Origin of the sequence: Algoriphagus alkaliphilus (genome assembly GCF_900103735.1) — a bacterium.
Lineage (GTDB): Bacteria > Bacteroidota > Bacteroidia > Cytophagales > Cyclobacteriaceae > Algoriphagus > Algoriphagus alkaliphilus.
Genome location: NZ_FMXE01000029.1, coordinates 39,782 through 64,122, shown reverse-complemented (window position 1 = coordinate 64,122; position 24,341 = coordinate 39,782). Strand labels below are relative to the sequence as shown.

The window sequence follows — 24,341 nt, the reverse complement described above, 5'->3', positions numbered from 1 at the left end:
ATCGGAACTTCCAAAAACGCAGTCATGAACCAAATCTGGACCGCTTTGATCACCATCTTACTGCTCAAGGTCATGAAAGCTACGGCTAAATTTGGGTGGCACCTGTCCAATCTGGTCGCATTTATCCGACTGAATATCTTTGTCAAAATTGAACTCCAAAAATGGCTCGACAAACCCTTTGAAAACCATGAAAAACCACCTGCAAAAAGCCTACAGGGGGTTCTGTTTCCAGATTTCTACAAAAAATAGTCTCAACAAAAGAAAAACCCATAACTTCAACAATCCCTAAGATTGTTTAGGACAGCATTGACAATAGATCAATAAATCACCTGAATTTTGAATTATTCTTAAACTTTTTTGATGAAATGCTATTACCTTTGAAGTGCTTATCGAGAAAGACTGAGGGAAGGGCCCTATGACGTCTTAGCAACCTGTAAACAAGGTGCTAACTCCCATTCCGATTAATCGGGAAAAGATGAGCGGACAAGTTACCTGTAACTTTTCTCCGTGTTTTGCTCGATAAGCTTTTTGATTTAATTATTCGAACGATGCAAAACAGAACAAATACCCTATTGCAAGTGATTCAAAATCGAATCCTGATCCTGGATGGAGCTATGGGGACCATGATTCAGCGATACAAACTAGACGAGGAGGATTTCAGAACCCCTGAATTGGCGAATCATCCTAAATCACTTAAAGGCAACAATGATTTATTGTCCTTGAGCCGTCCGGATATCATCCGCCAAATTCACAGGGAATATTTGGAGGCCGGCGCAGATATCATTGAGACCAACACCTTTTCGGGCACTACCATTGCACAAGCTGATTATGAACTTTCGCATTTGGCTTATGCAATTAATTTTGAATCAGCAAAGCTCGCGCGTGAAGTGGCAGACGAATTTTCAGCCAAAGAGCCCAATAAACCGCGCTTCGTAGCAGGTGCAATAGGGCCAACAAATAGAACTGCTTCCCTTTCTCCAGATGTAAATGATCCCGGCTATCGGGCCATTACTTTTGATCAATTGGCAGAAGCCTATGCTGAGCAGGTGAATGGCTTATTAGACGGGGGTTCAGACATTATTTTGGTTGAGACGATTTTTGATACACTTAATGCAAAAGCGGCCCTGTATGCGATTCAGGAAGTTTATGAAAAAAGAAATATTCCGCTCGATCCAAAAGATGGAGGGATTCCGATTATGATTTCGGGTACAATCACCGATGCTTCCGGCCGAACGCTTTCCGGTCAGACTACCGAAGCATTCTTGATTTCAGTCTCCCATGTACCTTTGTTATCAGTCGGTTTGAATTGCGCCCTGGGAGCAAAAGAGCTTAGGCCATACTTGAAAGTATTGGCTCAAAATGCCCCTTTTTATGTTTCTGCCTATCCCAATGCAGGCTTACCGAATGAGTTTGGTGCCTACGATCAAGGGGCCAATGAAATGGCGGATCAAGTACGAGACTTCTTAAAGGAAGGTATGTTGAATATCCTTGGCGGATGCTGTGGTACTACTCCTGAGCATATCCGAGCCTTGGCAGACATGGCTGCACAGTTTCAGCCTAGAAAATTTGAAGAAGTTATAGAGGAGGAGGAGAGCAATGTTTAACAAAGACTACATGAAACTCTCAGGCCTGGAGCCTTTGGTTTTCACCCCGAATATCAATTTTGTCAATATTGGTGAACGGACCAATATTACCGGTTCGAAGAAGTTTGCACGACTGATCTTAAATGGACAGTACGATGATGCACTTGAAATAGCCTTGGATCAGGTTCGTGGCGGGGCCCAGGTCCTGGATGTCTGTATGGACGAAGGGATGCTTGACGGGGAATTTGCCATGGTCAAGTTTCTTAACTTGATTGCTTCAGAACCTGAGATCAGCCGAATTCCGATTATGATTGACAGCTCCAAGTGGAGTATCATATTAGCTGGATTGAAGTGTGTTCAGGGAAAGGGAATCGTGAATTCAATTTCTTTAAAAAACGGAGAAGCTGAGTTTATTCAACAAGCTAAAACTATCAAGAAATTCGGTGCAGCAGTGGTTGTAATGGCTTTTGACGAAAAAGGTCAAGCGGATACCTATGAGCGGAGAATTCAAATCTGTGAGCGAAGCTACCGTATTCTTGTCGATCAGGTCAAATTCAATCGTCAGGACATCATATTCGATCCAAATATTTTTCCTGTCGCGACGGGTATGGAAGAGCACAGAAAAAATGCGCTTGATTTTTTCCTTGCCACCAAATGGATCAAAGAAAACCTGCCGGGAGCCAAAGTCAGTGGGGGAGTGAGTAACGTTTCGTTTTCTTTTCGAGGAAATGACCGTGTCCGAGAGGCTATGCATGCGGCATTTCTTTACCATGCGATCCATCATGGCATGAGCATGGGAATTGTCAATCCGACCATGCTTGAAGTTTATGATGATATTCCGAAAGACTTACTGGATCGAGTTGAAGATGTACTCTTTGACCGAAAGGAAGATGCGACCGAGCGATTATTGGATTTTGCTGAAACTGTTAAAGCAGCAGACAAAAAGGAAGTAGTCAACGAAGCTTGGCGTTCAGATCCTGTAGGTAAGCGGATTGAGCATGCCCTTGTTAAAGGGATTTTGGACTTTATTGTGGAGGACACCGAAGCCGCGCGCCTGGAATTGGTCAATCCTTTAAAAGTTATTGAAGGCCCCTTGATGGATGGGATGAATGTCGTCGGGGATCTATTTGGGGAGGGTAAAATGTTTCTTCCTCAGGTAGTAAAATCCGCTCGGGTAATGAAGAAGGCAGTAGCTTATTTGGAGCCCTTTATGCCGCTACCGGAAGAGGGGCAGGAAGCTTCTTCACTCAAAAAAATCCTGCTTGCTACTGTCAAAGGTGATGTGCACGATATCGGAAAAAATATCGTAGGCGTCGTTTTGGCCTGCAATAGTTACCAAATTATTGATTTGGGTGTGATGGTTGATGCTCAGAAAATCATCGATGAGGCTATTAAAAATAAGGTAGATATCATCGGATTGAGTGGTCTGATCACTCCATCTTTGGATGAGATGGTCAATGTCGCTTCTGAAATGGAGCGTCAGGGCTTGAAGATTCCCTTGTTGATCGGTGGTGCTACCACTTCCAGAATTCACACGGCAGTGAAAATTGATCCGATGTATTCAGGAATTGTCATTCACGTGACAGATGCTAGTAAGTCCGTGCCGATTGCAGGTGAAGCTATATCTGAGGAGACCAAAGAAGCTTATCAATTGCAAATCAAAGAAACGTATAAACAACTCCGTGAAGAACATGAGGCGAAGCAATTGATTAAGCAATTGGTGAGCTATGAAGAGGCTAAGTCTAATCCAGTAGGAATTGATTGGACTGCGGTTGAGCCGGTAAAGCCTAAGGTACTTGGCAAAACAATTCTGGAGGATTTGGATCTTTCTGTTTTGAGAAAATACATCGACTGGACTCCGTTCTTTAGCACTTGGATGCTTAGTGGCAAATACCCGAAAATCCTGGAAGATCCCATTGTAGGCCATGAGGCGAAGAAACTCTTTGCTGATGCGCAGGAAATGCTGGATAAGTTGATTGAGGAAAAGTGGCTTACGGCAAAAGCGGTTTTTGGACTATTCCCGGTGAAGCGACTTGAAGATGATGCGGTAATTTTGGATCCAAATGATAGCAATAAAGAAATCGCAAAACTTCACTTCTTGAGGCAACAGGGCAAAAAGGGGAGGGGTGTTCCAAACCGATCACTCGCAGACTACATTCACCCTGAAAAAACCGATTATCTGGGCTGTTTTGCAGTGACTTCAGGACTAGGAATGGAAACCAAACTGGCCGAGTTTCAGGCAGCTGGGGATGATTATAATGATATCTTGTTTAAGGCTTTGGCTGATAGATTGGCCGAAGCTGCCGCAGAATATGTACATGAGCAGGTCAGGAAAGATTATTGGGGCTATTCCACATCAGAAAGCTTGGATAATGATTCTTTGATTCGCGAAGAATACCCCGGAATCCGTCCGGCACCGGGCTATCCGGCTTGTCCGGAGCATTCCGAAAAGAGTACGATAGCTCAACTATTAGATTTGGAAAATGCCATTGGAATCACGCTGACCTCCAGCTTTGCAATGTATCCGACTAGCTCAGTTTCCGGATTTTATTTTGGACATCCTGAAAGTAAATACTTCGGTTTGGGCAAAATCGGAGAAGATCAGGTGGCCAGCTATGCCCAACGAAAGGGCATAACTATAAAACAAGCAGAGCGCTTATTGTCTCCAAATTTGGCCTATTCACCTATTCAAACCTTAGCAATCCCTATTCAATGAAAATAACAGAACGTTTAAAAAATACCACTTCCACGCTTTTTTCATTTGAGATTTTGCCTCCATTGAAGGGGCAAAGCCTGAAAGAACTTCTTGTAGGAATTGAACCCTTAATGGAATTCAAGCCGCCTTTTGTGGATGTGACTTACCATCGGGAAGAGTTTATTTACAAAAAGCATCCAAATGGACTTTTGGAGAAGGTAAGTACCAAAAAGCGCCCCGGTACCGTAGGCATTTGTGCAGCAATCATGAACCGCTTTCAAGTCGACGCGGTTCCGCATATTCTCTGCGGAGGATTTTCCAAAGAAGAGACAGAAAACGCCCTGATTGATCTCAATTTTATAGGTGTGGAAAATGTCCTTGCACTCCGGGGTGATGCACCAAAATCGGAAGGTAGGTTTATTGCGGAAACAAATGGGCACAACTATGCCAGTGAATTGGTGGAGCAAATTGTACGCATGAATAATGGACATTACCTGCATGAGGAAACCGAAAACAGCTTTCATACTGACTTTTGTGTAGGTGTTTCAGGGTATCCTGAGAAGCACTTCGAAGCTCCGAGTATGAAATTTGACCTGAAGTACCTAAAAGAAAAAATCGATAAAGGGGCTGAATACATTGTAACTCAGATGTTTTTCGACAATCAAAAGTTTTTCGATTATGTAAGAAGAGTCCGGGCAGCGGGAATTGATGTTCCCATCATTCCGGGTATCAAGCCGATCACGACTTTGGGACAAATCACCATGCTGCCAAGGACTTTCTTTTTGGACTTTCCTGATGAATTGATGGATGAGCTTGAAAAATGTAAAACCAATGCTGATGTGAAAACTGTAGGAATTGAGTGGGCCATTCAGCAGTCAAAGGAACTTATTGCTGCCGGCGTGCCTTCGCTTCATTTCTACACGATGAGTAAGGCAGAAGCTACTTACAAGATTGCCAAAGAGGTGTTTTAACAAAAAAAGCCCGCCAAATAATTTTGGCGGGCTTTGAATTGATTGTTGAATTTAAATTTTACCCATTTCAGAGATGAACTTGTTATACTTCTCTCTGGATTCTTCCTTCAGGTTATTGAAGTTTTTTTCCAACCAATTCAAACTTTCTTTTGTGGTAGATTCGATGTTAGCAATTGTTATTGCTCTTTTGGCAGTAGGTTCTTTAGCCGTAGTTTCCCACCACTTTTCTACATTCTGAAGGTGCATCTCAGCCGTTTTTTGGAAATTCTCCTCCGTACGTTTAGCATTCTCAATTACTGTATCGTAGCGGGTCTCAATCAGATCAACTTCGGTGCTTTCAGCTTTCAGGTCTTTGTAGACTTTATCAGCTCTAGACTCAAGACTATCAAATCTAGAATCGATAACACTCCAATCGTGAGTTGGAGAAGCCTTTACAGCCATTTCCACACTGTCAACAAATGAATTTAGATTCTTTGTTGAAGTAATTCTGTCTTGCTCTGTATACTTATTAGTCTGGCAAGCAAATACCGCAATACATGCAGTACCTATAAGAAGTGATGATTTGATTTTCATAATTTGGTTTTTTTAAGTGAAAGAATTGATGGTACTAATACTTCTATAGGCAATAGATCAACCATTTTTCAACAAAGTCGGTAAAACACCACTTTTTTACTGATAGACTCACTTTTAGAAGAAGTCAGACAGACTTCAAAGGGGGATTGTATCACGTTTTATGGAATAAAAACCCCATAAATCCCCATTTGGGAAGCTTTATATGAGCATACAGTAATGTTTTCTATTCCTTCCTTTCCACCCGGAATTTTGCCAAGGCTGGCATGTAGAACTTTATCCGGTTTCCCAAATAGCTATCGAAGCGTTGTTTGGCTGGTTGGAAGAAATGGAATCAAGAAAAGTGGAAAGAATTCTCTTGTGCTTGCAATCTTATTCAGACTGACCCAGTATTGAATTAACAAAGCATTTTTAACCACTCTTCCCAATCCCTTTTTGCTGATTCTACTTAACTTCGGGCATGATTAAACTGATTGAATGCCCGCGGGATGCAATGCAAGGAATTCCGGGATTTATAGATACTGCCATTAAAGCCGCATACATTAATCAATTGCTTGAAGTGGGTTTTGATACCATTGACTTTGGCAGCTTTGTGAGTCCTAAGGCAATTCCGCAAATGCGGGATACTGCGGAGGTATTGGAATTGCTGGATTTACACGATGCGAAATCTAAACTTTTGGCTATTGTAGCAAACGTAAGAGGGGCAGAAGATGCTCTTCAATTCCAGGAAATTGACTTTTTGGGATTCCCACTTTCGGTATCTGAGACCTTTCAGCAGCGAAATACCAACGCCTCGATTGAGGAGGCTTTGAAGACGGTGGAGGCGATCCAGAATCTTTGCGAAGCAAAAGGGAAAAAGCAGGTGGTCTACCTAAGCATGGGTTTTGGTAATCCATATGGAGATCCTTACTCACCTGAACTGGTTGCCGAGTTTGTGGAAAAGCTTTCACAGCTTCAGGTTGAGCTCATTTCCTTATCGGATACCATTGGGGTTGCTACTCCTGATTTGATTACCAAACTTTTTGAGGTTCAAATTCAGGCTTTTCCACAAATTGAATTTGGCGCACATCTTCACAGCAGGATTGAGTCTATCCCGGAGAAAGTGTTGGCAGGGCTGAAAGGAGGATGTAAAAGATTTGATGGAGCCTTGAAGGGTTTTGGAGGATGTCCGATGGCCAAAGACGAATTGGTTGGAAATATGGCAACAGAAGTGATGATTGAAACCCTTGAAAAAGAGGGGTATTCCTTAGGATTGAATAAATCAGAACTTGCTGAATCAATGAAGCTTACGAAGTTTGTGTTTAATTCCTGATTAATGTCTGATCCAATCATTCAATCTAAAGTAAAAGCACTTCGCTGGCTCCGCAGAGTCCATCGCTGGATGGGTATTCCGTTGATTGTTTTCTTTTTGGTCATAGGAATTACTTCGATTCTTTTGGCATGGAAAAAAAAAGGAGAGCTCCTGCCGCCTACTTTAAAAACTAAAGTCGATCAGGGGCAATGGATCTCTCCGGATGAAATGGTGAGGATTTCGGAGCTGGAAATGGAAAAAATCGGGGAGTCCATCGAAGTGGATCGAATCGATATCCGACCTGATAAAGGAGTCGCAAAGGTGACTTTTAAAACCCATTTTACCGAAGTCCAGCTGGACGGTTTGTCTGGAGAAGTGCTTTCAATAGAGACCCGTCACTCAGATTGGATAGAAAAAGTCCACGATGGCAGCATCATTGATTTTTACTTTTGGGAGAATGAAAATGCGAAGTTGACTTACTCCACGCTGACTGCCTTGGGTTTGATTTTGATGAGTCTAAGTGGGTTTTATTTGTGGTATTATCCTAAGGTGGTCAGAAATTTGAAAATCAAAATCAAAAATAACCGTTTGTAAATAAAAATAACCGTTCATTTTTTTTTTTCATTTTAATTAAGATTGGTTAAATATGAAGATGTTTAATCTTATTTTACCTTTTATGAAAAAACCAGTTTTAAAGGGATTATTTTCTTCTCCCTTGTTGTAGGATTATCAGTTGGACTTCCGTTGATTTCATCGGCGGCCGATTGTTTGCAAGCAAATTCGATTGGATGTTTTGATCGATTTGGTACATTTTATCCCAAAGACATAAAAGGGTTGCCTCCTTGCTGTGGGAATCAATAGTCTTTAGTTGGACTTGGCCCGGAGTAAAATATCCAAGCCATTTTATCACATATTAAATCTCAAAAATGATGAATAGATCACTACTTATTTTTGTTTTTACCGCTTTTTTTGGCGCCTGTACTGAAAAAAAAGAAAAGCTAGTTGAGCTTGATCTCAAAGGTAAAAAGATGGTGTATAAAGAGCTACTTAACCCCGACAAAGTTCGGGTAAACGGTAATAATCTTTATGTGCTAGAAAGCCCTTCTATGGATGCCATGGCTTCTCCAATTCATGTAATTGAAACACGCAACAATACTTATTTAAAATCTTTTGGCACCATTGGTTTTGGGCCGGGTGAAATTTCAGATGCCAGTTCAATTGAGTTTGGAAGTAATGACTCTTCTTTTTATATCTATAGTTCAATTGACAAGAAGATCAGCGAATTTTCATTCTCAAATACTGACTTAGCAAAACATCAAGTTAAGCAAAAGGGTGATTTTTTTAAAGCTTATTCAGTACTTAGATCTGGGGACTCAACATTTTTAGGGTTGACAGTTGATTCCCCATCAAGACTGGTAGAGTTCTCGGCATCAGGGGATTCATTAGCTGGCTATGGAGATTTGGAAAATTTTTCTGAACGCACCGATTTAGACTACTTCAATCTTTCGCAAATGAATATGGGTTGGTTTGCCAGCAATACATCAAGGACACATTTTGTAATTGCCAATCTATTTTCCAATAAAATCGAAATTTTTGATCGGGATAAATTGACTTTTGATCGATTCTACCTCTCTCCAAAAGAGTATATGAAATTTGACCTTATCGCAGAATCTTCAGGTTACTCTGTGCATTGGGATTTAAGCTCTCCCTATCACTTCAGAGATGTCGTTGTGACAGAGGATAGAATATTTGCCCTTTATGGTGGAATAAGTGAAGCCAAAATTCAAACTGAATCAGACATTGCTAAAACTGTGTATGTTTTTTCTTTTGCTGGTGAAATCATTGCCAAATACAGCTTGGATAGATCTGTTAAAAGTATTGCAGTAAATAAAGATTTAAGCAAGATTTATGGGATTTCGACTGATTCTGATCCAGGTATAGTTGAATTTGAGCTTCCAAAATCAAGTAAATTAAACAGTTAATTTAAAATCCTATTTATTTGTGATATTTTAAACATATGGAAGATGAAAAGTTACCTACTGTAAAAGAGCCAGATATCGAATACGGCAGCTATACTTACGCCGATTACCTAACTTGGAAAATGGACGTGATGGTTGAATTGATCAAGGGAAAGGTGTTCAAACGAGACACTGCTGCACCAAGGATGTCTCACCAGAAGATTTCTGTTAGTTTGACAACAATTTTCATGGATTTTTAAAAGGAAAACCTTGTCAGGTTTTTCATGCCCCTTTTGATGTCAGGCTGCCCGTAAAATCAAAACGAAATCAGGATATTGATACTGTTGTTCAGCCCGATTTGTGTGTTGTTTGTGATCCTGAAAAGTTGGATGATGCAGGTTGTCTCGGTGCACCTGATCTTGTCGTTGAAATTCTTTCCCCCGGTGATAACAAACGAGAGCTTAAAAATAAATACGAGGTCTATGAAGAATCAGGGATAAAGGAATATTGGGTCATTCACCCCAGTGAGCAAACCTTATTGATCTATACGCTAGTTGGGGGGCGGTACCAATCTTCAAGGCTATTCGTTTCCGGGGATGTGGTGGAATCCTCTTGTATTGCCGGATTTAAATTGAATTTGGAAGATATCTTTGAGGGATAAGTTCTGAAAATCATACTATCAACTTAAATTTTTTTCCTGGAAGTGATTTTACAATGCCTTCAAATTCAAGACTTAGCAATCTGGAAGAAAGCATTCCCAAAGGAATCTCTGTCAGGTAGCTGATTTGGTCGATTTCCGATTCCCCTTTTTCCAAAAGTAGCTTCAAAATAGCAGAATCCTCCTCATCTCTACCTTCCAAATCTAATACAGGTTTTTTGACTTGTTCTTCACCTGGTTTTCCCCAGAATAAAGCTTCAGCAATATCATTTGATCCTGTGTAAATGGAAGCTTTCATTTTCCGGATCAACTGATTGCATCCCTCGGAGAATGGAGATTGTAGGTTTCCAGGTACGGCAAAGACTTCTTTGTTATAACTATACGCGATTTCAGCCGTGATTAATGCCCCACCTCTTTCAGCAGCTTCTACTACAATCAATGCATCTGAAAGACCTGCGATGATTCGGTTTCTTGCCGGGAAATTTCCCGGAACCATTGTGCTTCCCGGGGCATATTCGCTCATCAATATTCCTGTGTCCTGAAGTTGTTCTGCCGTTTTTTTATGCGCAGCGGGGTAGATTTGAGAAATCGGAGAGCCCATTACAGCAACAGTGGGTAATCCAACTTGTAAGGCTGCCCGGTGAGCTTCAATATCGATCCCATACGCTAAACCTGAAATGATAACGGGTTGGTAAGGTAGAAGATCCTCTACGATTTTGCGGGTGATAGACTTTCCGTAAACGGTAGCACTGCGAGTGCCTACGATTCCCACACTCCGCTCAAAATTCAAGTTAGCTTTCCCCTGAGTAAAAAGAATCACAGGCCCGTCCTCTTGTGCTTTGAGTCGAATGGGAAAATTCGGCTCGGTGGAGATGCGGATTTGAATCCCTTTTTTCTCGCAGTGTGAAATTAGATCATCTGCATTTCGAATTAAAGTATTAGCCTGCTTTTGAATTTCAAGAAGCTTCTCTCCAACTCGTGGGATTTTGGAAGCCTTACCTTTTGAAAGGTTGAAAAACGCCTTAGCTGATCCGCTATAGGCTAAAATAGCTTTAAATACTCCTGGGCCGACTTTTGGAGCTTGTGCTAATGCTAGATGATATCGGAGATTTTCAAGATCCGTTTCGGGTTTTGAGTTCATTCTTCAGATTGATTAAAAAATCTTTGATTTCCTGAAGCTTTTGAACTGCTTCAACTTTGTCAAAACCTTGATCTTTGCCTGATGCAATCACTTCTTGGGCACCTTGAAGGGTATATCCTTTTTCTTTCACCAAGTGGTAAACGTATTTGATTTTTTGGATATCTTCCTTCGTATAGCGGCGATTTCCTTTTTTGTCTTTTTTCGGACGAATAATATCAAACTCACCTTCCCAATAGCGCATCAATGATGGGGCTACTTTGAACATTTCAGCAACTTCCCCAATGGAATGGTATTTTTTCTCAATTTCTCGCTCTTTGTACGGCACAGCAGTTTGTAATTAATGGTAACCTCTTAAGGTTTTGAACCCTGTTTGAGTGGAATTCAAATTCAATTTAAAAATTTGCTCGGGTACTTCAAGGAATACTTCAAGCGAATACTTCGAAAACGCAAAAATTAGCGATTTAGTACCTGAAACATTTGGACAGATGCCAAACCGGCAGTTTCAGTTCGAAGTCGGCTTTTCCCCAATGAAACAGGCAGAAAGCCTGATTCAATCGCTTCTTTGATTTCTTTTGGGTCAAAATCTCCCTCAGGGCCAATCAAAATCAGGTATTTTCCTTCAGGTACAGCCACATCAAAGAGATGACTTTCATGGTCCTGATCCACATAAGCTATGAATTTCTGAAATCCCTCAAACTCCTTGTTCTTGAATAGCGCTGTCAATTTTTTGGTTTGATTCAATACAGGGATCCGGTATTTTAGACTTTGTTTGCAAGCTGAAATTATTTTTTTGTTCAGCCGATCTGTTTTTAAAAAGCCGCGCTCAGAATTCATGGTTTCTAAAAGTGTCAGTTCATGAAATCCGATTTCGGTAATTTTTTCCACCATCCATTCCATTCTGTCAGGACTTTTAGTTGGGGCAATAGCCAAGTGAATGTGAAATTTATCTTCAGGAATTTCAGAAGAATTCAAGACTTTGAGATTGGTTTTTTTCGGATTTGCTTCCAAAATCACGCAATCAAAAACCATCCCTTTCCCATTGGTCAGTCGGATTTGGTCGCCTTGTTTTTTTCGAAGCACTTTGACTAAATGCCTTGATTCCTCCTCGTCGAGATGGGTGAGGGGTGATTCTATTTTTTCCTGGAAAAAAAGCTGCATGCTGTAACTGAGGGGAGAGACACAAAAAAAGCACATTTCCCGAAAGAAATGTGCCTTTAAACCAAATTAACCAATAATAATTTATCCTTTTGAGATTTCCATGCTTACGGTCTTGCCTTTGATCGTGTTGTTCTTCATCACTTTAATCACGTGCTCCGCATCTTTCTGAGGAACATCCACAAAGGAGAAGTTGTCAAAGATGTCGATGCCACCGATGCTTTTGCCCGGTACGCCGGTTTCACCTGCGATAGCACCTACGATATCATTTGGACGTATTCTGTCCTTGTTACCTAAGTTCAGAAACAGACGAGTCATATTCGCATCACGTGTTCTTTCTTCTCTTGGAGCAAATCTTCTTTCTCCGTCTCTCGGTGCGCTTTCTCTTGCTCCACCTTCTCTACGGTCACCGAATCTTTCTCTGCGCTCTCCACCTCTTTCGAAGCGACCACCGCTTTCTCTTTCGCCTCTTCCAAAACGATCAGAACCGCTTCTTTCTCCACGTCCGAAACGATCACCACCACGTCCGCCATCACGACCTCCGTCTCTTGATCCTTCTCTTCTGCGATCTCCACCACCGTAGGTATCGATTCCGAAATCCTGCTCTTTCAATTCTTTCACGGTTTCACCCATGTTCATCTTGATCAAGCCCAATGCAATCTGCTCGATAGTCAAGCCTTCAGTCAGCATCTGTCCGATAGTCGCTTCGAAAAGCTGATTATCTTCTTCCACTGCCAAGACTCTATATACATCCTTCACCAATTGTGCTTTTTTCAGCTCAACTAGCTCCGTTACAGAAGGAGGAGTCATTTTATTGATGGTAGCCTTTGTGAAACGCTCCAGATCTCTGAGTTTCATTGTTTCTCTTCGACCTGTGATAAACGTAATCGCAGTACCCGACTTACCGGCACGTCCTGTACGGCCGATTCTGTGTACGTAATATTCTTCGTCCAATGGAAGGTCGTAATTGAATACTGCTTCTACATTGTCCACGTCAATACCACGGGCAGCCACGTCAGTTGCTACCAATACCGAGCAAAGTCCCTTACGGAATTTACCCATTACTTTATCGCGTTGTGCCTGTGAAAGGTCACCGTGAAGTGCTTCCGCCAAGATACCTCTAGCACCCAAGCTTTCAGTCACTTCATCCGTCATTCGCTTGGTATTACAGAACACTACGCTTAGTGCATAATTGTTGATGTTCATCAAGCGAGTCATCAATTCCATTTTCAAAGAAGGCTTTACTTCATAGTAAACCTGCTCGATTTTAGAAACAGTCAGCTCGTTTTTAGCGACTTTGATGATTTCAGGATTAGTTTGGTATTTTCTTGTCAAATCCAAGATTGGCTTAGCCATCGTTGCCGAGAAGAAGACGGTTTGTCTTTCCGCAGGCATTTCCGATAGGATCGCCTCGATGTCATCTCTGAAGCCCATGTCCAGCATTTCGTCAGCCTCATCCAATACGATGATTCCGATGCTGTCAAGCTTTAGAGTTCCTCTGTTGATGTGGTCTTGCACACGTCCAGGAGTACCTACTACGATCTGAACTCCTTTTCTGAGGACCCTGATTTGTCTGTCAATAGATTCTCCACCGTATATCGCAACAGAATTGATGCCTCTATGATACTTGGATAATTTTTGGATTTCTCCTTCTACCTGAACCGCGAGTTCGCGGGTAGGGCAAAGGATGATTGCCTGTGGCTTGTTCAATTCGGAATCGACAAGGTCGATGATTGGAATTGCAAAAGCAGCAGTTTTACCGGTTCCGGTTTGAGCCTGACCGATAAGATCACGTCCTTCCAATACGAAAGGAATAGCCTGTAATTGAATTGGGGAAGGGGTTGTATAACCCATTTCTTCCACTGCCCGCAAGATTTCTACCGAAATCCCCAGGTCTGAGAATTGTGTTGTGATTTCCATGAATGTTTTCCTTACTTTTTCTTGCCATGTTATCCTAAATCCCAGACAAGCGACAGTAAGGAATCACGGCACGAAAAATAGACTTTGTCAAAATTGACGATGCAAAAGTAGGATCATTAATCCGGAATTCCAACCCTGTTCCAAAAGTTTTTAGAATATTCTTAATAATTGAAGTCCGAAAAACGAAATAAATTTGGTTTCAATCGATTTCGGAAGTCAGTATGGTGGTTTTGTTCTGCCTAAAATAAAATTATCTCTAAGAAATTAAAGCAATAACTGCATCAACAACCTTTTTTCACGTGTTTATAATTTTATTCTTAAAGGCCACATGGAATCTTCGCATGTTTGATAATTATCCCTCTGTATGTCGCTTCGGGTCATGCTCGATTTCTCATCGATAAAGTAATCTGTCCAACTTTATAAAGAATAATTGATTGGTCTGCTGTAAAAAGTCTATTTGGCCGAATATTACTTGATTTGAATAATTCACCTTCAATTATTTCTGATTCCGGCAATTCTAAAGCCCAACTGTCCTTCGTGGTTTTTGATGTAATTTGACTTAGTAAATAATCTCCATTTTCTACGTAAGCAAGGACTAATGCAGGTCTTCGTTTGGAAGAGCTTAGGTCAGAAAACGGAAAATTAACGGCAACTATATCGCCTTTTACAAATCTTTCCATGCTTGTTCCTCCTCCTGGGACAACCAATCTTTTAATAGCGATTCCTCTGAAAGCAAATAAGTTTCTGTAGGTTCATTTACCTCATGCTTTGAAAGTTCAGATTCTAAAAAAGAATGAATTTTTTTTTTGTCTTTTCTGGAGAGCTTTTTTAGAGATTCAAGCAAATCCTCATATGAAATATTTAATGCGAGAGTCTTCATAAGGCTAATTTAAACTTATCCTCTTAAAAATCTGATTTTTATGATTTCAATGAAAGATGAACGCTTGCAATTTTCCAATCTTCCAATCATCCAATTTATAAAAACGACCGGTCCATACTTGCCTCCTTAGCCATATTTTCCGCCAATTCCTTTCCCAAATACCTATCTATCAATCCGTGTCCAACATACAGGAGTGGGGTCAAAAGAATGGCAACCGTAAACTTGTAAAAATAATTAATCAATCCCACGGCTATGATCTGACTGATGCTCCAATTGCCGAAAACATAAAATGCAATCCCCAGTACCACGAAGGAATCAAAAAACTGTGACACCAAAGTCGAACCTGTCGCCCGAAGCCAAATCATCTTAGGTCCCGTCACTGCCCGAAGCTTTTGAAAAACAAATACATCGATCAATTGCCCAAACAGGAAGGCGGTTAAGGAGCCTATGATGATTCCCAAGCCCTGACGGAAAATGGTGTTAAACGCATAATTGATGTCAAATCCCTCTCCTGTTGGAGTTTGAGAATTGACATCTAACCAAAAGTCTGCCGGTACCAAAACAGTGACAATGCTGATCACCACGAAAACATAAGCAATTAATCCTGCTGTGATAAAACTGATTTTCCGAACTCCTTTTTTTCCAAAATATTCATTGATGATATCCGTAGTGATAAACACAATCGGCCAGATGACAGCACCTGCTGTAAGATTAAAATCCAGCACATACTCCCCGAAAAAGGTCCAGTTTACTGGCTCAAATCCCATGGTTTTTTCACCTGAAAAAATCTTAACTCCGATGATTTCTGCCAAAATCGCATTGGTGAGAAAAATCGATCCGAGGATGATAAATAGGTTAGTCTTTCGACTTTGCTGCAATAAATTCATAACTCAAGGCAAAATAGGGTATGTTATTCCTTCCTCACTCAACTCTGATTGGATAAATACGGTTTTTGCTTCATTTAGCATTTCTTCTAAGTCAATATAGCGAGAGGAAAAATGACCTAAAAGCAATGTTTTTGCTTTTAGTAGATTTGCGATCTCCGCTGCCTGTTTTGCAGTACTGTGAAAGGTGACCTTGGCACGTTCTGCATCAAGCTCCATGAAAGTGGATTCATGGTAAAGCAAAGTTGGGCTGTCGATGTAGTTGGCGAGTTTTGGCTCAAAACAAGTGTCGGAACAGAAAGCATAACTTCGCAGGGGGGGAAGGGGATGGGTGTAATCTTTGAGAGAATAAAGATTCCCTTTTTCATCCAAAAAATCTTTTCCGGTTCTGAGATTTTGTATTGCTGCAAGAGGGATTTTTTTCTCCTGAAGCTTTTCTTTAAGGAGGTTCCGAAGCCCTTCTTTTTCCCGAATCAAAAAACCTGTTGTTGGTAGACGATGTGTCAACGGGAAACTGTGAACTGTGAATCTGGGATGGTCTAGTAGAAGATTTAACCCATCAGAATTGGTTTCAACAAAGTGGAGCGGATAGGAAAGTCTAGTATTACTCCAACGAAATTGGATGGTGATAATTTCGTCCAAGCCTTTGGGTCCGAAGATGGTAAGTGCCTTGGTTCTCTTGGATAGGTTATAACTGGACAAAATACCCATCAAACCCAAGTAATGATCTCCGTGTAAATGGGAGATGAAAATGTGTGAAATTTTGGAAGATTTTACTTTGAACTTCCGCATTTGAATCTGTGTGCCTTCGCCACAATCCAGCAATAAACACTCCTGCCCAAATCGTATGACTTGGGCAGTGTGATTTCTTCCATGTACTGGGATGGAAGAAGTGTTACCTAAAATGGTGACTTCAAATTCTGGGATCAAGCCTCTTCTTCGTCTTCTCCTCCTTCAATTTCATGCATGAAAATGGCCTCTCCGGCTTCCTCTAATGTATTGACCAAGTTAAGTTTCTTGTCCAGCATGGAGATTTTAAGAAGCTTCATTACGTGATCCTGAACGCCTGAAATAACGAAAATGCCACCATTTCTACCGAACTCTCGGTCTCCTACGAGCAATGCACTCAAACCGCTGGAATCCACATATTTCACCTGACTCATATCCAATACAATATTGGTATGACCTTCAGCATGAATAGTCAGCAATTCTGATTTTAATTTTGGAGCCAGTAGCGAATCAATTTTTTCTTCCAATGGAGAAAGTACAACGTACTGCTCTTTTTTATCGATAGTATATTTCATGTGTTTATAATTTGATTTTTATTGGTCACTTGGAATCTCATATCCTTACTAAGATTCTTTTTAAAGCTTGCCACATGCCTGCCTATGGCAGATAGGCTTGTTTTTATAGGTTTTACAGTTTGTATTTATTGCCCCAAATGAGCCATAATTGCTTTTTCTATTCTGGATTCGATGTTTTTAACGTTTGCTTTTACGAATTTTTCGCCGGTGATCTGTTCGAAAAGCTCAATATAACGATCCGAGATGCTTTCTACAATTTCGTCCGACATTTCCGGAACGCTTTGTCCGTCTTTTCCCTGAAATCCATTTGCGATCAGCCACTGTCGGACAAATTCCTTAGACAATTGCTTTTGTGGAATTCCGTTTTTCTGATTTTCGGCATAGCCTTCCGCATAGAAATATCGTGAGGAATCGGGGGTGTGAATTTCGTCAATTAAAAGGATATCTTCTCCAAATTTCCCAAACTCATATTTAGTATCCACTAAGATCAGTCCTTTGGCTCGGGCCATCTCCTGACCGCGTTGGAATAGTGCATGGGTGTATTTTTCCAAAATTAGGTAATCAGCCTCCCTAACGATGCCTTTGGCCAAAATATCTTCTCTTGAAATATCCTCATCATGTCCTTCCGAGGCTTTTGTGGTTGGGGTGATGATGGGTTCCGGAAATGGATCATTTTCGCGCAATCCCTCTGCCATCGCAACGCCACAAAGTATTCGCTTTCCTGCTTTATATTCTCTGGCGGCATGTCCTGCTAGATATCCTCTGATGACCATTTCTACTTTGAAAGGCTCGCAACGCTTGCCAATCGTGACACTCGGATCAGGAGTGGCAGTCACCCAATTTGGCACGATGTCGGAAGTAGCTTTAAGGAATCCTGCCGCAATCTGATTCAGAACCTGACCCTTAAAAGGAATTGCTTTTGGAAGTACTACATCGAATGCAGAGATCCGGTCAGATGCCACTACAACCAATTCCTTATCGAAGATGTAGACATCCCGAACTTTTCCTTTGTAAAAACCTATTTGACCGGGGAAATTGAAATGGGTTTCCTTGATGGCGTTGCTCATTTGAAAATCGTTTCGGCAAAAATAGAAAAATGGCTTTCCACCGCCTTAATCTTGGGTTTTATTTATTGATTTTATTTCCCTTTTCCCAAAGTTCAGTTTCGACCAACTGACCTGATTCGTCAAAAAGTGTCCGAATTCCATTGAGTCTTCCTTTCGTGTAGTTTCTGATTTCCAATAGACTGCCATTTTCTCTATAAATCTTTACTTCGCCTTCTTCAAGATCATTCAAGAATCGAACAGTAGAAAAAACGTTATCATTTGGATAGAAATTTTCTTCCAAAATTTTATAACCCTGATTGTTGTAAGTAGTCCTTTGTCTTACCACTCCATTGGGATGAAAATATAAGATGGGCTGAACAGGGATTCCTTTCTGGTAAACAGCCTTCATTCTGATCGTACCGTCCTGATAAAATTCCGTCATGGCACCTTCCGGTGAACCGTTTTTATAGGTACCCCTTCGCTCGGGCTTGCCATCAGCATAGTTTAATTCATAGGCACCGGTCAATTCGCCAAAGCGGAACTCACGGCTAGCTTTCACCTGTCCGTTGGGAAAGTATTGGATTTCCTTTCCATTGATCACCCCGCGTGCATAATGGGTGCTGAATATCAATTGCCCGTTTTCATCAAATTCCTCATAGGGTCCATCAAATTGACCAGCTTGAAAATTGATTTTGGTTTTAGTTTTTCCATTGGGAAAAAATGATTCCGACAGTCCATTCGGCTTATTGTTTCTAAAGGTTGTTTGATCTCTGATTTTGCCGTCTTCATAATAGGAGGTGACCATCCCCTCGAGTTGATTATTGACGAAGGTGGATTCCTGGCTTAGAATGCCCCCGGGAAAGTAGCTTAGTGCTCTTCCTTCCCTGAGGTTATTTTTAAAATTAACAATCCGAAGTGTATCTCCTGTATCAGAATCAAGGTCATAAAAAGGACCGTCTCGCTGATCATTTTTGAGATTACCGATGAGAATTAGCTTTCCGTTTGGGTCAAAAAGCCGGACTTGACCTTCTGCTTTTCCATTGATTTTGGTCAGAATCTCTTTGATGTGAAGCGACTCTTCATCATAATAAGTCCGTATTGTGTCCTGAGCAAAGCTGAATGAAAAGGGCCCTAAGATTAAAAGAATTATTGCAGGAAGAAATTGGGCTTTGCTTGCTATTCGTTTCATATTATAAGGATTCGAAAGGTTAAAGATCGGAATCCAATCTCAGGATTTATTACTTCTGGGGAAATTAACGGTGAAGGAATTCAATTTGACTATTTTTGAGCAAAATATCTTTTCCAACAGAGAGAGGGAATGCTCTTTCAACCCAACCCTTTGATTATGCGATTTTCACCTACCTATTTACTGATTGCGTTTGCATTTATTACCTCATGCGGAGAAAAGGAAAAATCCTTCAAAACCTATGAAGGAGAAATATTTGGAACCTATTACCGAATTCAGCTGGCAGACCTAGGCAAGGACCTTCAGCCTGAGTTCGATTCAGTTTTTGCTTTGATTAATAAAGCCTCAAATTCCTACGTTCAGGACTCGGAGATTTCAGATTTTAACCGAAGCGGTGAATTGCGCAATCCCTCATTTACTTTCAGAGATATGTTGGATTCTACGGCAAAGTACCATCGGATGTCGGAAGGATATTTTGAGCCGACACTTTATCCTTTGTTGAAATCATGGGGCTTTTCTTTCGAACAACGGGAGGCAATGGATTCGCTCAAAGTCAGCGCATTGAATGATGTGATTGGTTTCGAAAAGATGATTTTGGCGACTGATTCAGGTTATTTTTCAGTCAAACCTGGCGTGATGCTGGACATCACAGGTCTGGGAGAAGGCTATGCCATCGATAAGTTAGTTGAAGTGGTAGAGAAAAATCAGATTTCGGATTACATGGTCGAAATCGGCGGCGAAATGAAAGCCAAAGGCCAAAATTCAAGAGGTACGGCCTGGACCATCGGAATCGAAGATCCTGCCCAGGCCGAAATTGGCGTGACCAGTTCGATGCTGACGAAGGTAGAACTGGACAATCGATCGATCAGCAGTTCGGGGAATTACCGCAAGTTTTACATTGACGAAGCAGGAAACAGAAGACCGCATATTCTCGATCCGAAAACCGGATTTCCGGTCAGTCATTCGATGGTTTCGGTGTCAGTACTAGCCCCTTCAGCCACACAGGCAGATGCGCTAGCTACGGCATTTATGGCAATGGGCCCTGAAAAAGCAAAGATTTTGGCAGAAAGCCTTCCCGGTGTGGAAGCCATGTTTGTGATCGGTGGAAAGGAAAAGTTGGAGATGGAATTTACGAGTGGATTTCCTATTAGGAAGTGATGGGTAGGTAGTCTGTAGAGCCAGTCGCAGTTGTCTGTGTCTAAACAGAAAACTTTGAAACTCTCCTTAAACTCAAAAGCCTTCATTTCTTTGAAAATGAAGGCTTTTGTGAATCAGGGATATTGAAATATTACATCTTCTCAATTACAATCGCCGAAGCTCCGCCGCCACCGTTGCAAATGCCGGCTACGCCGATTGTTCCGCCTTTTTGGTGTAGGACTGAGTTGAGTGTGGTGATGATTCTAGCACCGGAAGCTCCAAGCGGATGTCCAAGGGAGACCGCCCCTCCAAAGACATTGATCTTATCGTTATCCAAGTTTAATTCCCGCTGATTGGCAATCGCAACAGCCGCAAAAGCTTCATTGATTTCATAGTAGGAAACCTCCCCAGCTGAAACGCCTGCATGTTTCAATGCTTTTGGAATTGCCAAGGCTGGTGCTGTCGTAAACCAAAGCGGATCAGTGGCTGCATCTGCAAACCCTCGGATTTTTGCCAAAGGTTTCAACCCCAATTCTTCGGCTTTTTCCTTGCTTACCAAAACCAGAGCGGATGCACCGTCATTCATTGTGGATGCGTTTGCGGCAGTCACTGTTCCGTTTTTGTCAAAAACCGGTTTTAAAGAAGGGATTTTGTCAAACATCACATTGCGGAATTCTTCATCTTCGTCGATCAGGATTGTTTCTCCTTTTCTCCCGAGCATTTCCACAGGAACGATTTCATCTTTGAACATGCCCTTTTCCCAAGCCTCAGCCGAACGCTTGTAGGATTGGATGGCGTAGGCATCCTGTTGCTCCCGTGTAATGTTCATTTCCTTGGCGGTGTTTTCAGCACAGTTTCCCATCGGGAACTTATAATAAACTTCAAACAGACCGTCTTTCACCAGCCCGTCGACCATTTCTGCATTTCCGTATTTGTAACCAAAACGGGCCTTTGGAATGTAGTAGGGGACATTGGACATGCTTTCCATGCCGCCGGCCACGACGACATCATTGATGCCAAGCATAATGGATTGGGCAGCAAGCATTACAGCTTTCATGCCTGAGGCGCACACTTTATTGATGGTGGTGCAAGGGACATTGTAGCCAATACCTGCACCAATAGCGGCTTGTCGTGCTGGAGCTTGACCTAGGTTTGCAGAAATCACATTTCCCATGAATACTTCATTCACTGCTTCTGATGAAACCCCGGATTTTGCGATTGCGCCTTTGATTGCAATACTTCCTAGCTCGATGGCAGTTATGGAGGACAACTTCCCGCCAAAGCTCCCAAGGGGAGTTCGGACAGCTGCGACGATGTATACTTCTTTGCTCATGTTTAGTTGGGTTTAGATTGTATGGGATTGCCGATGTTTTTTTGATCGTTGCCGGGTGTCCGATGACCGAAAATGCTAAACTTTTAAGCAGACTACTTCATTATTCAGCATTCGATGTTCTAAATTCGATATTTTTTTGACCGATTGTCTATTTTTGGCTCACCTCTACCTATTTACTTTTAACCAATATTACTGTTATAGGCTTCGACTCTCCTCCCCGGCGGACAAGCTGCTCAGCCAGACACAACACACCGGTCACCGGTCATCCAGCATCGGACACAAATCACCAATCCGGCAGTCCTCTTTTAGGTCTTTGAGTCGGTTTTTTCTTATTATCCTGAATATACCGAAGTTCGGCAGCATTGAGTGATTCGAGGATCTGGGCGGCTTGTTCTGGAGAGAGGTTCATGCTTTTGAGCTTTTCACGCATTTCTTCCATTCGTTTTTGTCTGTCAGCAAGATTGGCATCCATTTGATCATTTGCGTTTTCACCGGGCTCATCACTTTTCTGAGAAGGGTCTTTGCCTTTTTGACCTTCTTTGGCTTTATCCTCTTCAGACTGCTCTCCGTCTTTTTCTTCAGATTGATTATCTCCTTTTTCGCCCTCGCTTTTCTGACTTTGGTTTTGATCGTTTTGTTGCTTTTGATCTTGCGGGTTTTCCTGTTTTTCGTTCTCCTGCTCTTTCTCAAGCTTTTCTTTCAGTGCTTTCAGTTTGGTGTCGTCTGGAAATTTTCCCAAACCATCATTCACTTCTTTTAAAGCTGCTTCCTTTTCCGTTTTGACATAGGAACGCGCTGCCCGATTAAAGAAATCCCCGGCAGTTTGTGCCAAGATTTCCCCAGTGGAAAAATGGATAAATACTATTACGAATACGATTAATTTACTTCTCATCGATTTCTACTACCTCCTGTAGTGTGGTTATAAAATCCTGATAGGCAGCCACAGTTGGATCCTGCACCAATGCTTCCTGCATGACCTTTAAAGCGTCATTGAATCGGAATTGTTCCACCAATCGATCTGCTTCTGCTTTCTTTCGCTTTGCAAATTCTGATGGTTCAGGCTTATTTTTATCTTGATTTTTACGCTCTTCGTCTCGCTTGAGCCATCTGGCAAGCATTTCGTAGTTATATCGGGCTTGCTCGTTAGTCGGATCTTTGATTAAGGCGGACTGGAATTTGCTGAGGGCAGCTTGGTATTCCTTTTTATTACCTGCGATTACGCCACTTTGATTGAAAGCAAATGAAGCCAACATCTTTTTGGGGCTCTGAGTAGCCTGATCATACCAAGTTTGGGCTTCATCGACTTTTTCAGCATACTGATGACTCAATCCCAAATCAAAACTTAATTCAGGGGATTTGTACTCGAAGTCATTGATCAAGACCAAGTGATTAGCCACTGACTCTTCATACTTGGCTTCGGCATAGCTTCTTTCCGCTACCTTGATTGCGGTGTTGAGCCGAGTTACATAAGTCCAAGAACTTGGGATGATCAAGAAGACTGTTAAAATCCATTTGCTCCAGCTCATCAGAGTTTGATCGTTTTGATGGGTAGTATCATGTCCAATAGCGCAAGTGCCAAAGCACCCAGAAGAAAGTAAAAATACTTGTTTGAGCTGGCCTCGACCATTCGGGTATTTGCTACTCCGCCTTCCAGGCGGTCAATTGTCGAAATCAGATCTCCGAGTTGTTGATACTCATCCGAAATTTCAAAATATTCCCCGGAAGTCTCTGAAGCTGCCAAGCGCAAAGACTGGGATTCAAGTTTGGTAATAGCGGGAGTCCCTGTTTTTGGATCAATTACAAACCCATTTCCTCTTGGGATCTGACTTCCTTTTTGAGTTCCAATTCCAAGTGAGAATACTTTTATATTATTATCTGAAAGATCCGAAATTACTCCATCGAGGTCATCACCGAAATTTTCCCCATCTGAAATCAAAATAATTGATTTGGCTTTTACTTCCTGGCTTTCATCTTTTAGAAATCTGTCAAGGGCCATTCTTAAAGGTGCGCTCAAGTCAGTGCCGGCGTTGGGTACCAAGCCGGTATTCAATCCGTCAATGTAAAGCTGAATGACGGCCTGATCGAATGTCAAAGGACACTGCATATAGGCCTCCGAACTGAAAATAATCAAGCCGATCCGGTCTGAAGGAAAACTATTGATCAGATTTTTCAACTCAAATTTGATTCGCTGAAGACGGCTTGGGCCAATGTCAGTGGCATTCATCGACTGTGAAAGATCCACGGCGATGAAAATATCTTTTCCCTCTTCTTTCACTTCTTTGAACGAATTACCGATCGAAGGACCTGCAAATGCGATCAAAAACAGAATGAAATATGCAGTACGAATGGTCAGTTTGGTAAATAGACGCTGTTTTTCCACCTTCAGCCTTCGGTTGATGGACCAAAATCGGGAAAGGTATATAAAGTAAAGAAGTACAAAGACTCCTGCCAGTACTAGGGTGAGTCTGATGTCAGGATATGCCCATATCATGGCCTGAAATTAGGAAATAAACCTTACTTTAAAAGTCCGGTTTTTGGTTAACGCTGCCAGTCAATGAAACTTTTGGCAGAATTAACAAACATTAATTTTCAGTGACCGTTCGCCATTCATGTTCTGTTTCAATCACTC

General features: G+C 41.7%; 23 protein-coding genes, 2 pseudogenes and 1 riboswitch. Of the genes and pseudogenes, 9 read left to right on the top strand and 16 right to left on the bottom strand.

The window, feature by feature from the left end; all coding sequences use genetic code 11:
• The 4 genes and pseudogenes from BLQ81_RS17050 to metF form a co-directional block, all read left to right on the top strand.
• A pseudogene (locus BLQ81_RS17050) lies at positions 1–249 on the top strand (IS4 family transposase); the annotation flags it as partial.
• 134 nt (positions 250–383) lie between these two features.
• Positions 384–482: riboswitch (SAM riboswitch) on the top strand.
• Positions 483–548: 66 nt separating this feature from the next.
• Positions 549–1,604, top strand: coding sequence for a homocysteine S-methyltransferase family protein (locus BLQ81_RS17045; RefSeq protein ID WP_092732580.1), 1,056 nt, complete (start codon positions 549–551; stop codon positions 1,602–1,604).
• A 10-nt stretch (positions 1,605–1,614) separates the two neighbouring features.
• Positions 1,615–4,299, top strand: coding sequence for a methionine synthase (gene metH, locus BLQ81_RS17040; protein ID WP_245693294.1), 2,685 nt, complete (start codon positions 1,615–1,617; stop codon positions 4,297–4,299).
• On the top strand, positions 4,296–5,249 hold the full coding sequence (metF, locus tag BLQ81_RS17035) for a methylenetetrahydrofolate reductase [NAD(P)H] (protein WP_092732574.1): 954 nt from the start codon (positions 4,296–4,298) through the stop codon (positions 5,247–5,249). Before metH ends, metF begins: the two co-directional genes overlap by 4 nt.
• A gap of 51 nt (positions 5,250–5,300) precedes the next feature.
• On the opposite strand, the gene BLQ81_RS17030 is transcribed toward metF, so the two are convergent.
• On the bottom strand, positions 5,301–5,822 hold the full coding sequence (locus tag BLQ81_RS17030) for a hypothetical protein (protein ID WP_092732571.1): 522 nt from the start codon (positions 5,820–5,822) through the stop codon (positions 5,301–5,303).
• Between the two features lie 457 nt (positions 5,823–6,279).
• On the opposite strand from BLQ81_RS17030, the gene BLQ81_RS17025 reads away from it, so the two are divergent.
• The 4 genes and pseudogenes from BLQ81_RS17025 to BLQ81_RS17005 all read left to right on the top strand — a co-directional run bounded on the left by BLQ81_RS17025 (position 6,280) and on the right by BLQ81_RS17005 (position 9,729).
• Positions 6,280–7,131, top strand: coding sequence for a hydroxymethylglutaryl-CoA lyase (locus BLQ81_RS17025; protein ID WP_092732568.1), 852 nt, complete (start codon positions 6,280–6,282; stop codon positions 7,129–7,131).
• A 3-nt stretch (positions 7,132–7,134) separates the two neighbouring features.
• The gene (locus BLQ81_RS17020) at positions 7,135–7,704 is read left to right on the top strand and encodes a PepSY-associated TM helix domain-containing protein (RefSeq protein WP_092732565.1); all 570 of its coding nucleotides are present in this window, start codon (positions 7,135–7,137) and stop codon (positions 7,702–7,704) included.
• A 335-nt stretch (positions 7,705–8,039) separates the two neighbouring features.
• Positions 8,040–9,092 (top strand): BF3164 family lipoprotein, encoded by a 1,053-nt coding sequence (locus tag BLQ81_RS17010; protein ID WP_175454261.1) that lies wholly within the window; start codon positions 8,040–8,042, stop codon positions 9,090–9,092.
• 35 nt (positions 9,093–9,127) lie between these two features.
• Positions 9,128–9,729 (top strand): annotated as a pseudogene (locus BLQ81_RS17005) (Uma2 family endonuclease).
• Positions 9,730–9,739: 10 nt separating this feature from the next.
• Here the strand turns inward: BLQ81_RS17005 and dprA are convergent.
• From dprA to BLQ81_RS16950, 11 genes are all read right to left on the bottom strand, one after another.
• The gene (dprA, locus tag BLQ81_RS17000; RefSeq protein ID WP_092732556.1) at positions 9,740–10,867 is read right to left on the bottom strand and encodes a DNA-processing protein DprA; all 1,128 of its coding nucleotides are present in this window, start codon (positions 10,865–10,867) and stop codon (positions 9,740–9,742) included.
• Positions 10,839–11,192, bottom strand: a complete 354-nt coding sequence (locus BLQ81_RS16995; protein WP_092732553.1) for a MerR family transcriptional regulator — start codon at positions 11,190–11,192, stop codon at positions 10,839–10,841. Before BLQ81_RS16995 ends, dprA begins: the two co-directional genes overlap by 29 nt.
• A gap of 128 nt (positions 11,193–11,320) precedes the next feature.
• Positions 11,321–12,025, bottom strand: a complete 705-nt coding sequence (locus BLQ81_RS16990; RefSeq protein WP_092732550.1) for a 16S rRNA (uracil(1498)-N(3))-methyltransferase — start codon at positions 12,023–12,025, stop codon at positions 11,321–11,323.
• Between the two features lie 81 nt (positions 12,026–12,106).
• Positions 12,107–13,942 carry a DEAD/DEAH box helicase gene (locus BLQ81_RS16985; RefSeq protein WP_092732547.1) on the bottom strand — a complete coding sequence of 612 codons (1,836 nt, stop codon included), beginning with the start codon at positions 13,940–13,942 and terminating at the stop codon, positions 12,107–12,109.
• Between the two features lie 377 nt (positions 13,943–14,319).
• The gene (locus tag BLQ81_RS16980) at positions 14,320–14,622 is read right to left on the bottom strand and encodes a type II toxin-antitoxin system PemK/MazF family toxin (protein WP_092732544.1); all 303 of its coding nucleotides are present in this window, start codon (positions 14,620–14,622) and stop codon (positions 14,320–14,322) included.
• Positions 14,607–14,822 carry a hypothetical protein gene (locus BLQ81_RS16975; RefSeq protein WP_092732541.1) on the bottom strand — a complete coding sequence of 72 codons (216 nt, stop codon included), beginning with the start codon at positions 14,820–14,822 and terminating at the stop codon, positions 14,607–14,609. Before BLQ81_RS16975 ends, BLQ81_RS16980 begins: the two co-directional genes overlap by 16 nt.
• Positions 14,823–14,917: 95 nt before the next feature.
• Positions 14,918–15,709, bottom strand: a complete 792-nt coding sequence (locus BLQ81_RS16970) for a queuosine precursor transporter (RefSeq protein WP_092732538.1) — start codon at positions 15,707–15,709, stop codon at positions 14,918–14,920.
• 3 nt (positions 15,710–15,712) lie between these two features.
• Positions 15,713–16,636 carry a ribonuclease Z gene (locus BLQ81_RS16965; RefSeq protein WP_092732536.1) on the bottom strand — a complete coding sequence of 308 codons (924 nt, stop codon included), beginning with the start codon at positions 16,634–16,636 and terminating at the stop codon, positions 15,713–15,715.
• On the bottom strand, positions 16,633–17,010 hold the full coding sequence (locus tag BLQ81_RS16960; RefSeq protein ID WP_092732533.1) for an STAS domain-containing protein: 378 nt from the start codon (positions 17,008–17,010) through the stop codon (positions 16,633–16,635). The genes BLQ81_RS16965 and BLQ81_RS16960 overlap by 4 nt, the downstream gene beginning before the upstream one ends.
• A gap of 125 nt (positions 17,011–17,135) precedes the next feature.
• Complete coding sequence (locus tag BLQ81_RS16955) at positions 17,136–18,077, bottom strand: phosphoribosylaminoimidazolesuccinocarboxamide synthase (RefSeq protein WP_092732530.1); 942 nt, start codon at positions 18,075–18,077, stop codon at positions 17,136–17,138.
• Between the two features lie 58 nt (positions 18,078–18,135).
• On the bottom strand, positions 18,136–19,245 hold the full coding sequence (locus BLQ81_RS16950) for a toxin-antitoxin system YwqK family antitoxin (protein WP_092732527.1): 1,110 nt from the start codon (positions 19,243–19,245) through the stop codon (positions 18,136–18,138).
• Between the two features lie 156 nt (positions 19,246–19,401).
• Between BLQ81_RS16950 and BLQ81_RS16945 the strand changes: the two genes are divergently transcribed.
• Positions 19,402–20,400, top strand: coding sequence for an FAD:protein FMN transferase (locus tag BLQ81_RS16945; RefSeq protein WP_175454260.1), 999 nt, complete (start codon positions 19,402–19,404; stop codon positions 20,398–20,400).
• A 130-nt stretch (positions 20,401–20,530) separates the two neighbouring features.
• Here BLQ81_RS16945 and BLQ81_RS16940 read toward each other — a convergent pair whose 3' ends face one another.
• The 4 genes from BLQ81_RS16940 to BLQ81_RS16925 form a co-directional block, all read right to left on the bottom strand.
• Positions 20,531–21,712 carry an acetyl-CoA C-acyltransferase gene (locus BLQ81_RS16940; RefSeq protein ID WP_092732523.1) on the bottom strand — a complete coding sequence of 394 codons (1,182 nt, stop codon included), beginning with the start codon at positions 21,710–21,712 and terminating at the stop codon, positions 20,531–20,533.
• Between the two features lie 283 nt (positions 21,713–21,995).
• Entirely contained in the window at positions 21,996–22,604 is a 609-nt protein-coding gene (locus BLQ81_RS16935) for a hypothetical protein (RefSeq protein ID WP_092732520.1), read from the bottom strand.
• Positions 22,594–23,238 (bottom strand): tetratricopeptide repeat protein, encoded by a 645-nt coding sequence (locus BLQ81_RS16930; RefSeq protein ID WP_092732517.1) that lies wholly within the window; start codon positions 23,236–23,238, stop codon positions 22,594–22,596. Before BLQ81_RS16930 ends, BLQ81_RS16935 begins: the two co-directional genes overlap by 11 nt.
• Entirely contained in the window at positions 23,238–24,203 is a 966-nt protein-coding gene (locus BLQ81_RS16925) for a vWA domain-containing protein (RefSeq protein WP_092732514.1), read from the bottom strand. Before BLQ81_RS16925 ends, BLQ81_RS16930 begins: the two co-directional genes overlap by 1 nt.
• Between the last annotated feature and the right edge of the window lie 138 nt (positions 24,204–24,341).

Coding starts and splice junctions, on each gene's coding strand:
- BLQ81_RS17045 (WP_092732580.1), top strand. CDS start 549: ATGCAAAACAGAACAAATACCCTATTGCAAGTGATTCAAAATCGAATC.
- metH (WP_245693294.1), top strand. CDS start 1,615: ATGAAACTCTCAGGCCTGGAGCCTTTGGTTTTCACCCCGAATATCAAT.
- metF (WP_092732574.1), top strand. CDS start 4,296: ATGAAAATAACAGAACGTTTAAAAAATACCACTTCCACGCTTTTTTCA.
- BLQ81_RS17030 (WP_092732571.1), bottom strand. CDS start 5,822: ATGAAAATCAAATCATCACTTCTTATAGGTACTGCATGTATTGCGGTA.
- BLQ81_RS17025 (WP_092732568.1), top strand. CDS start 6,280: ATGATTAAACTGATTGAATGCCCGCGGGATGCAATGCAAGGAATTCCG.
- BLQ81_RS17020 (WP_092732565.1), top strand. CDS start 7,135: ATGTCTGATCCAATCATTCAATCTAAAGTAAAAGCACTTCGCTGGCTC.
- BLQ81_RS17010 (WP_175454261.1), top strand. CDS start 8,040: ATGAATAGATCACTACTTATTTTTGTTTTTACCGCTTTTTTTGGCGCC.
- dprA (WP_092732556.1), bottom strand. CDS start 10,867: ATGAACTCAAAACCCGAAACGGATCTTGAAAATCTCCGATATCATCTA.
- BLQ81_RS16990 (WP_092732550.1), bottom strand. CDS start 12,025: ATGCAGCTTTTTTTCCAGGAAAAAATAGAATCACCCCTCACCCATCTC.
- BLQ81_RS16985 (WP_092732547.1), bottom strand. CDS start 13,942: ATGGAAATCACAACACAATTCTCAGACCTGGGGATTTCGGTAGAAATC.
- BLQ81_RS16980 (WP_092732544.1), bottom strand. CDS start 14,622: ATGGAAAGATTTGTAAAAGGCGATATAGTTGCCGTTAATTTTCCGTTT.
- BLQ81_RS16975 (WP_092732541.1), bottom strand. CDS start 14,822: ATGAAGACTCTCGCATTAAATATTTCATATGAGGATTTGCTTGAATCT.
- BLQ81_RS16970 (WP_092732538.1), bottom strand. CDS start 15,709: ATGAATTTATTGCAGCAAAGTCGAAAGACTAACCTATTTATCATCCTC.
- BLQ81_RS16960 (WP_092732533.1), bottom strand. CDS start 17,010: ATGAAATATACTATCGATAAAAAAGAGCAGTACGTTGTACTTTCTCCA.
- BLQ81_RS16955 (WP_092732530.1), bottom strand. CDS start 18,077: ATGAGCAACGCCATCAAGGAAACCCATTTCAATTTCCCCGGTCAAATA.
- BLQ81_RS16950 (WP_092732527.1), bottom strand. CDS start 19,245: ATGAAACGAATAGCAAGCAAAGCCCAATTTCTTCCTGCAATAATTCTT.
- BLQ81_RS16945 (WP_175454260.1), top strand. CDS start 19,402: ATGCGATTTTCACCTACCTATTTACTGATTGCGTTTGCATTTATTACC.
- BLQ81_RS16940 (WP_092732523.1), bottom strand. CDS start 21,712: ATGAGCAAAGAAGTATACATCGTCGCAGCTGTCCGAACTCCCCTTGGG.
- BLQ81_RS16935 (WP_092732520.1), bottom strand. CDS start 22,604: ATGAGAAGTAAATTAATCGTATTCGTAATAGTATTTATCCATTTTTCC.
- BLQ81_RS16930 (WP_092732517.1), bottom strand. CDS start 23,238: ATGAGCTGGAGCAAATGGATTTTAACAGTCTTCTTGATCATCCCAAGT.
- BLQ81_RS16925 (WP_092732514.1), bottom strand. CDS start 24,203: ATGATATGGGCATATCCTGACATCAGACTCACCCTAGTACTGGCAGGA.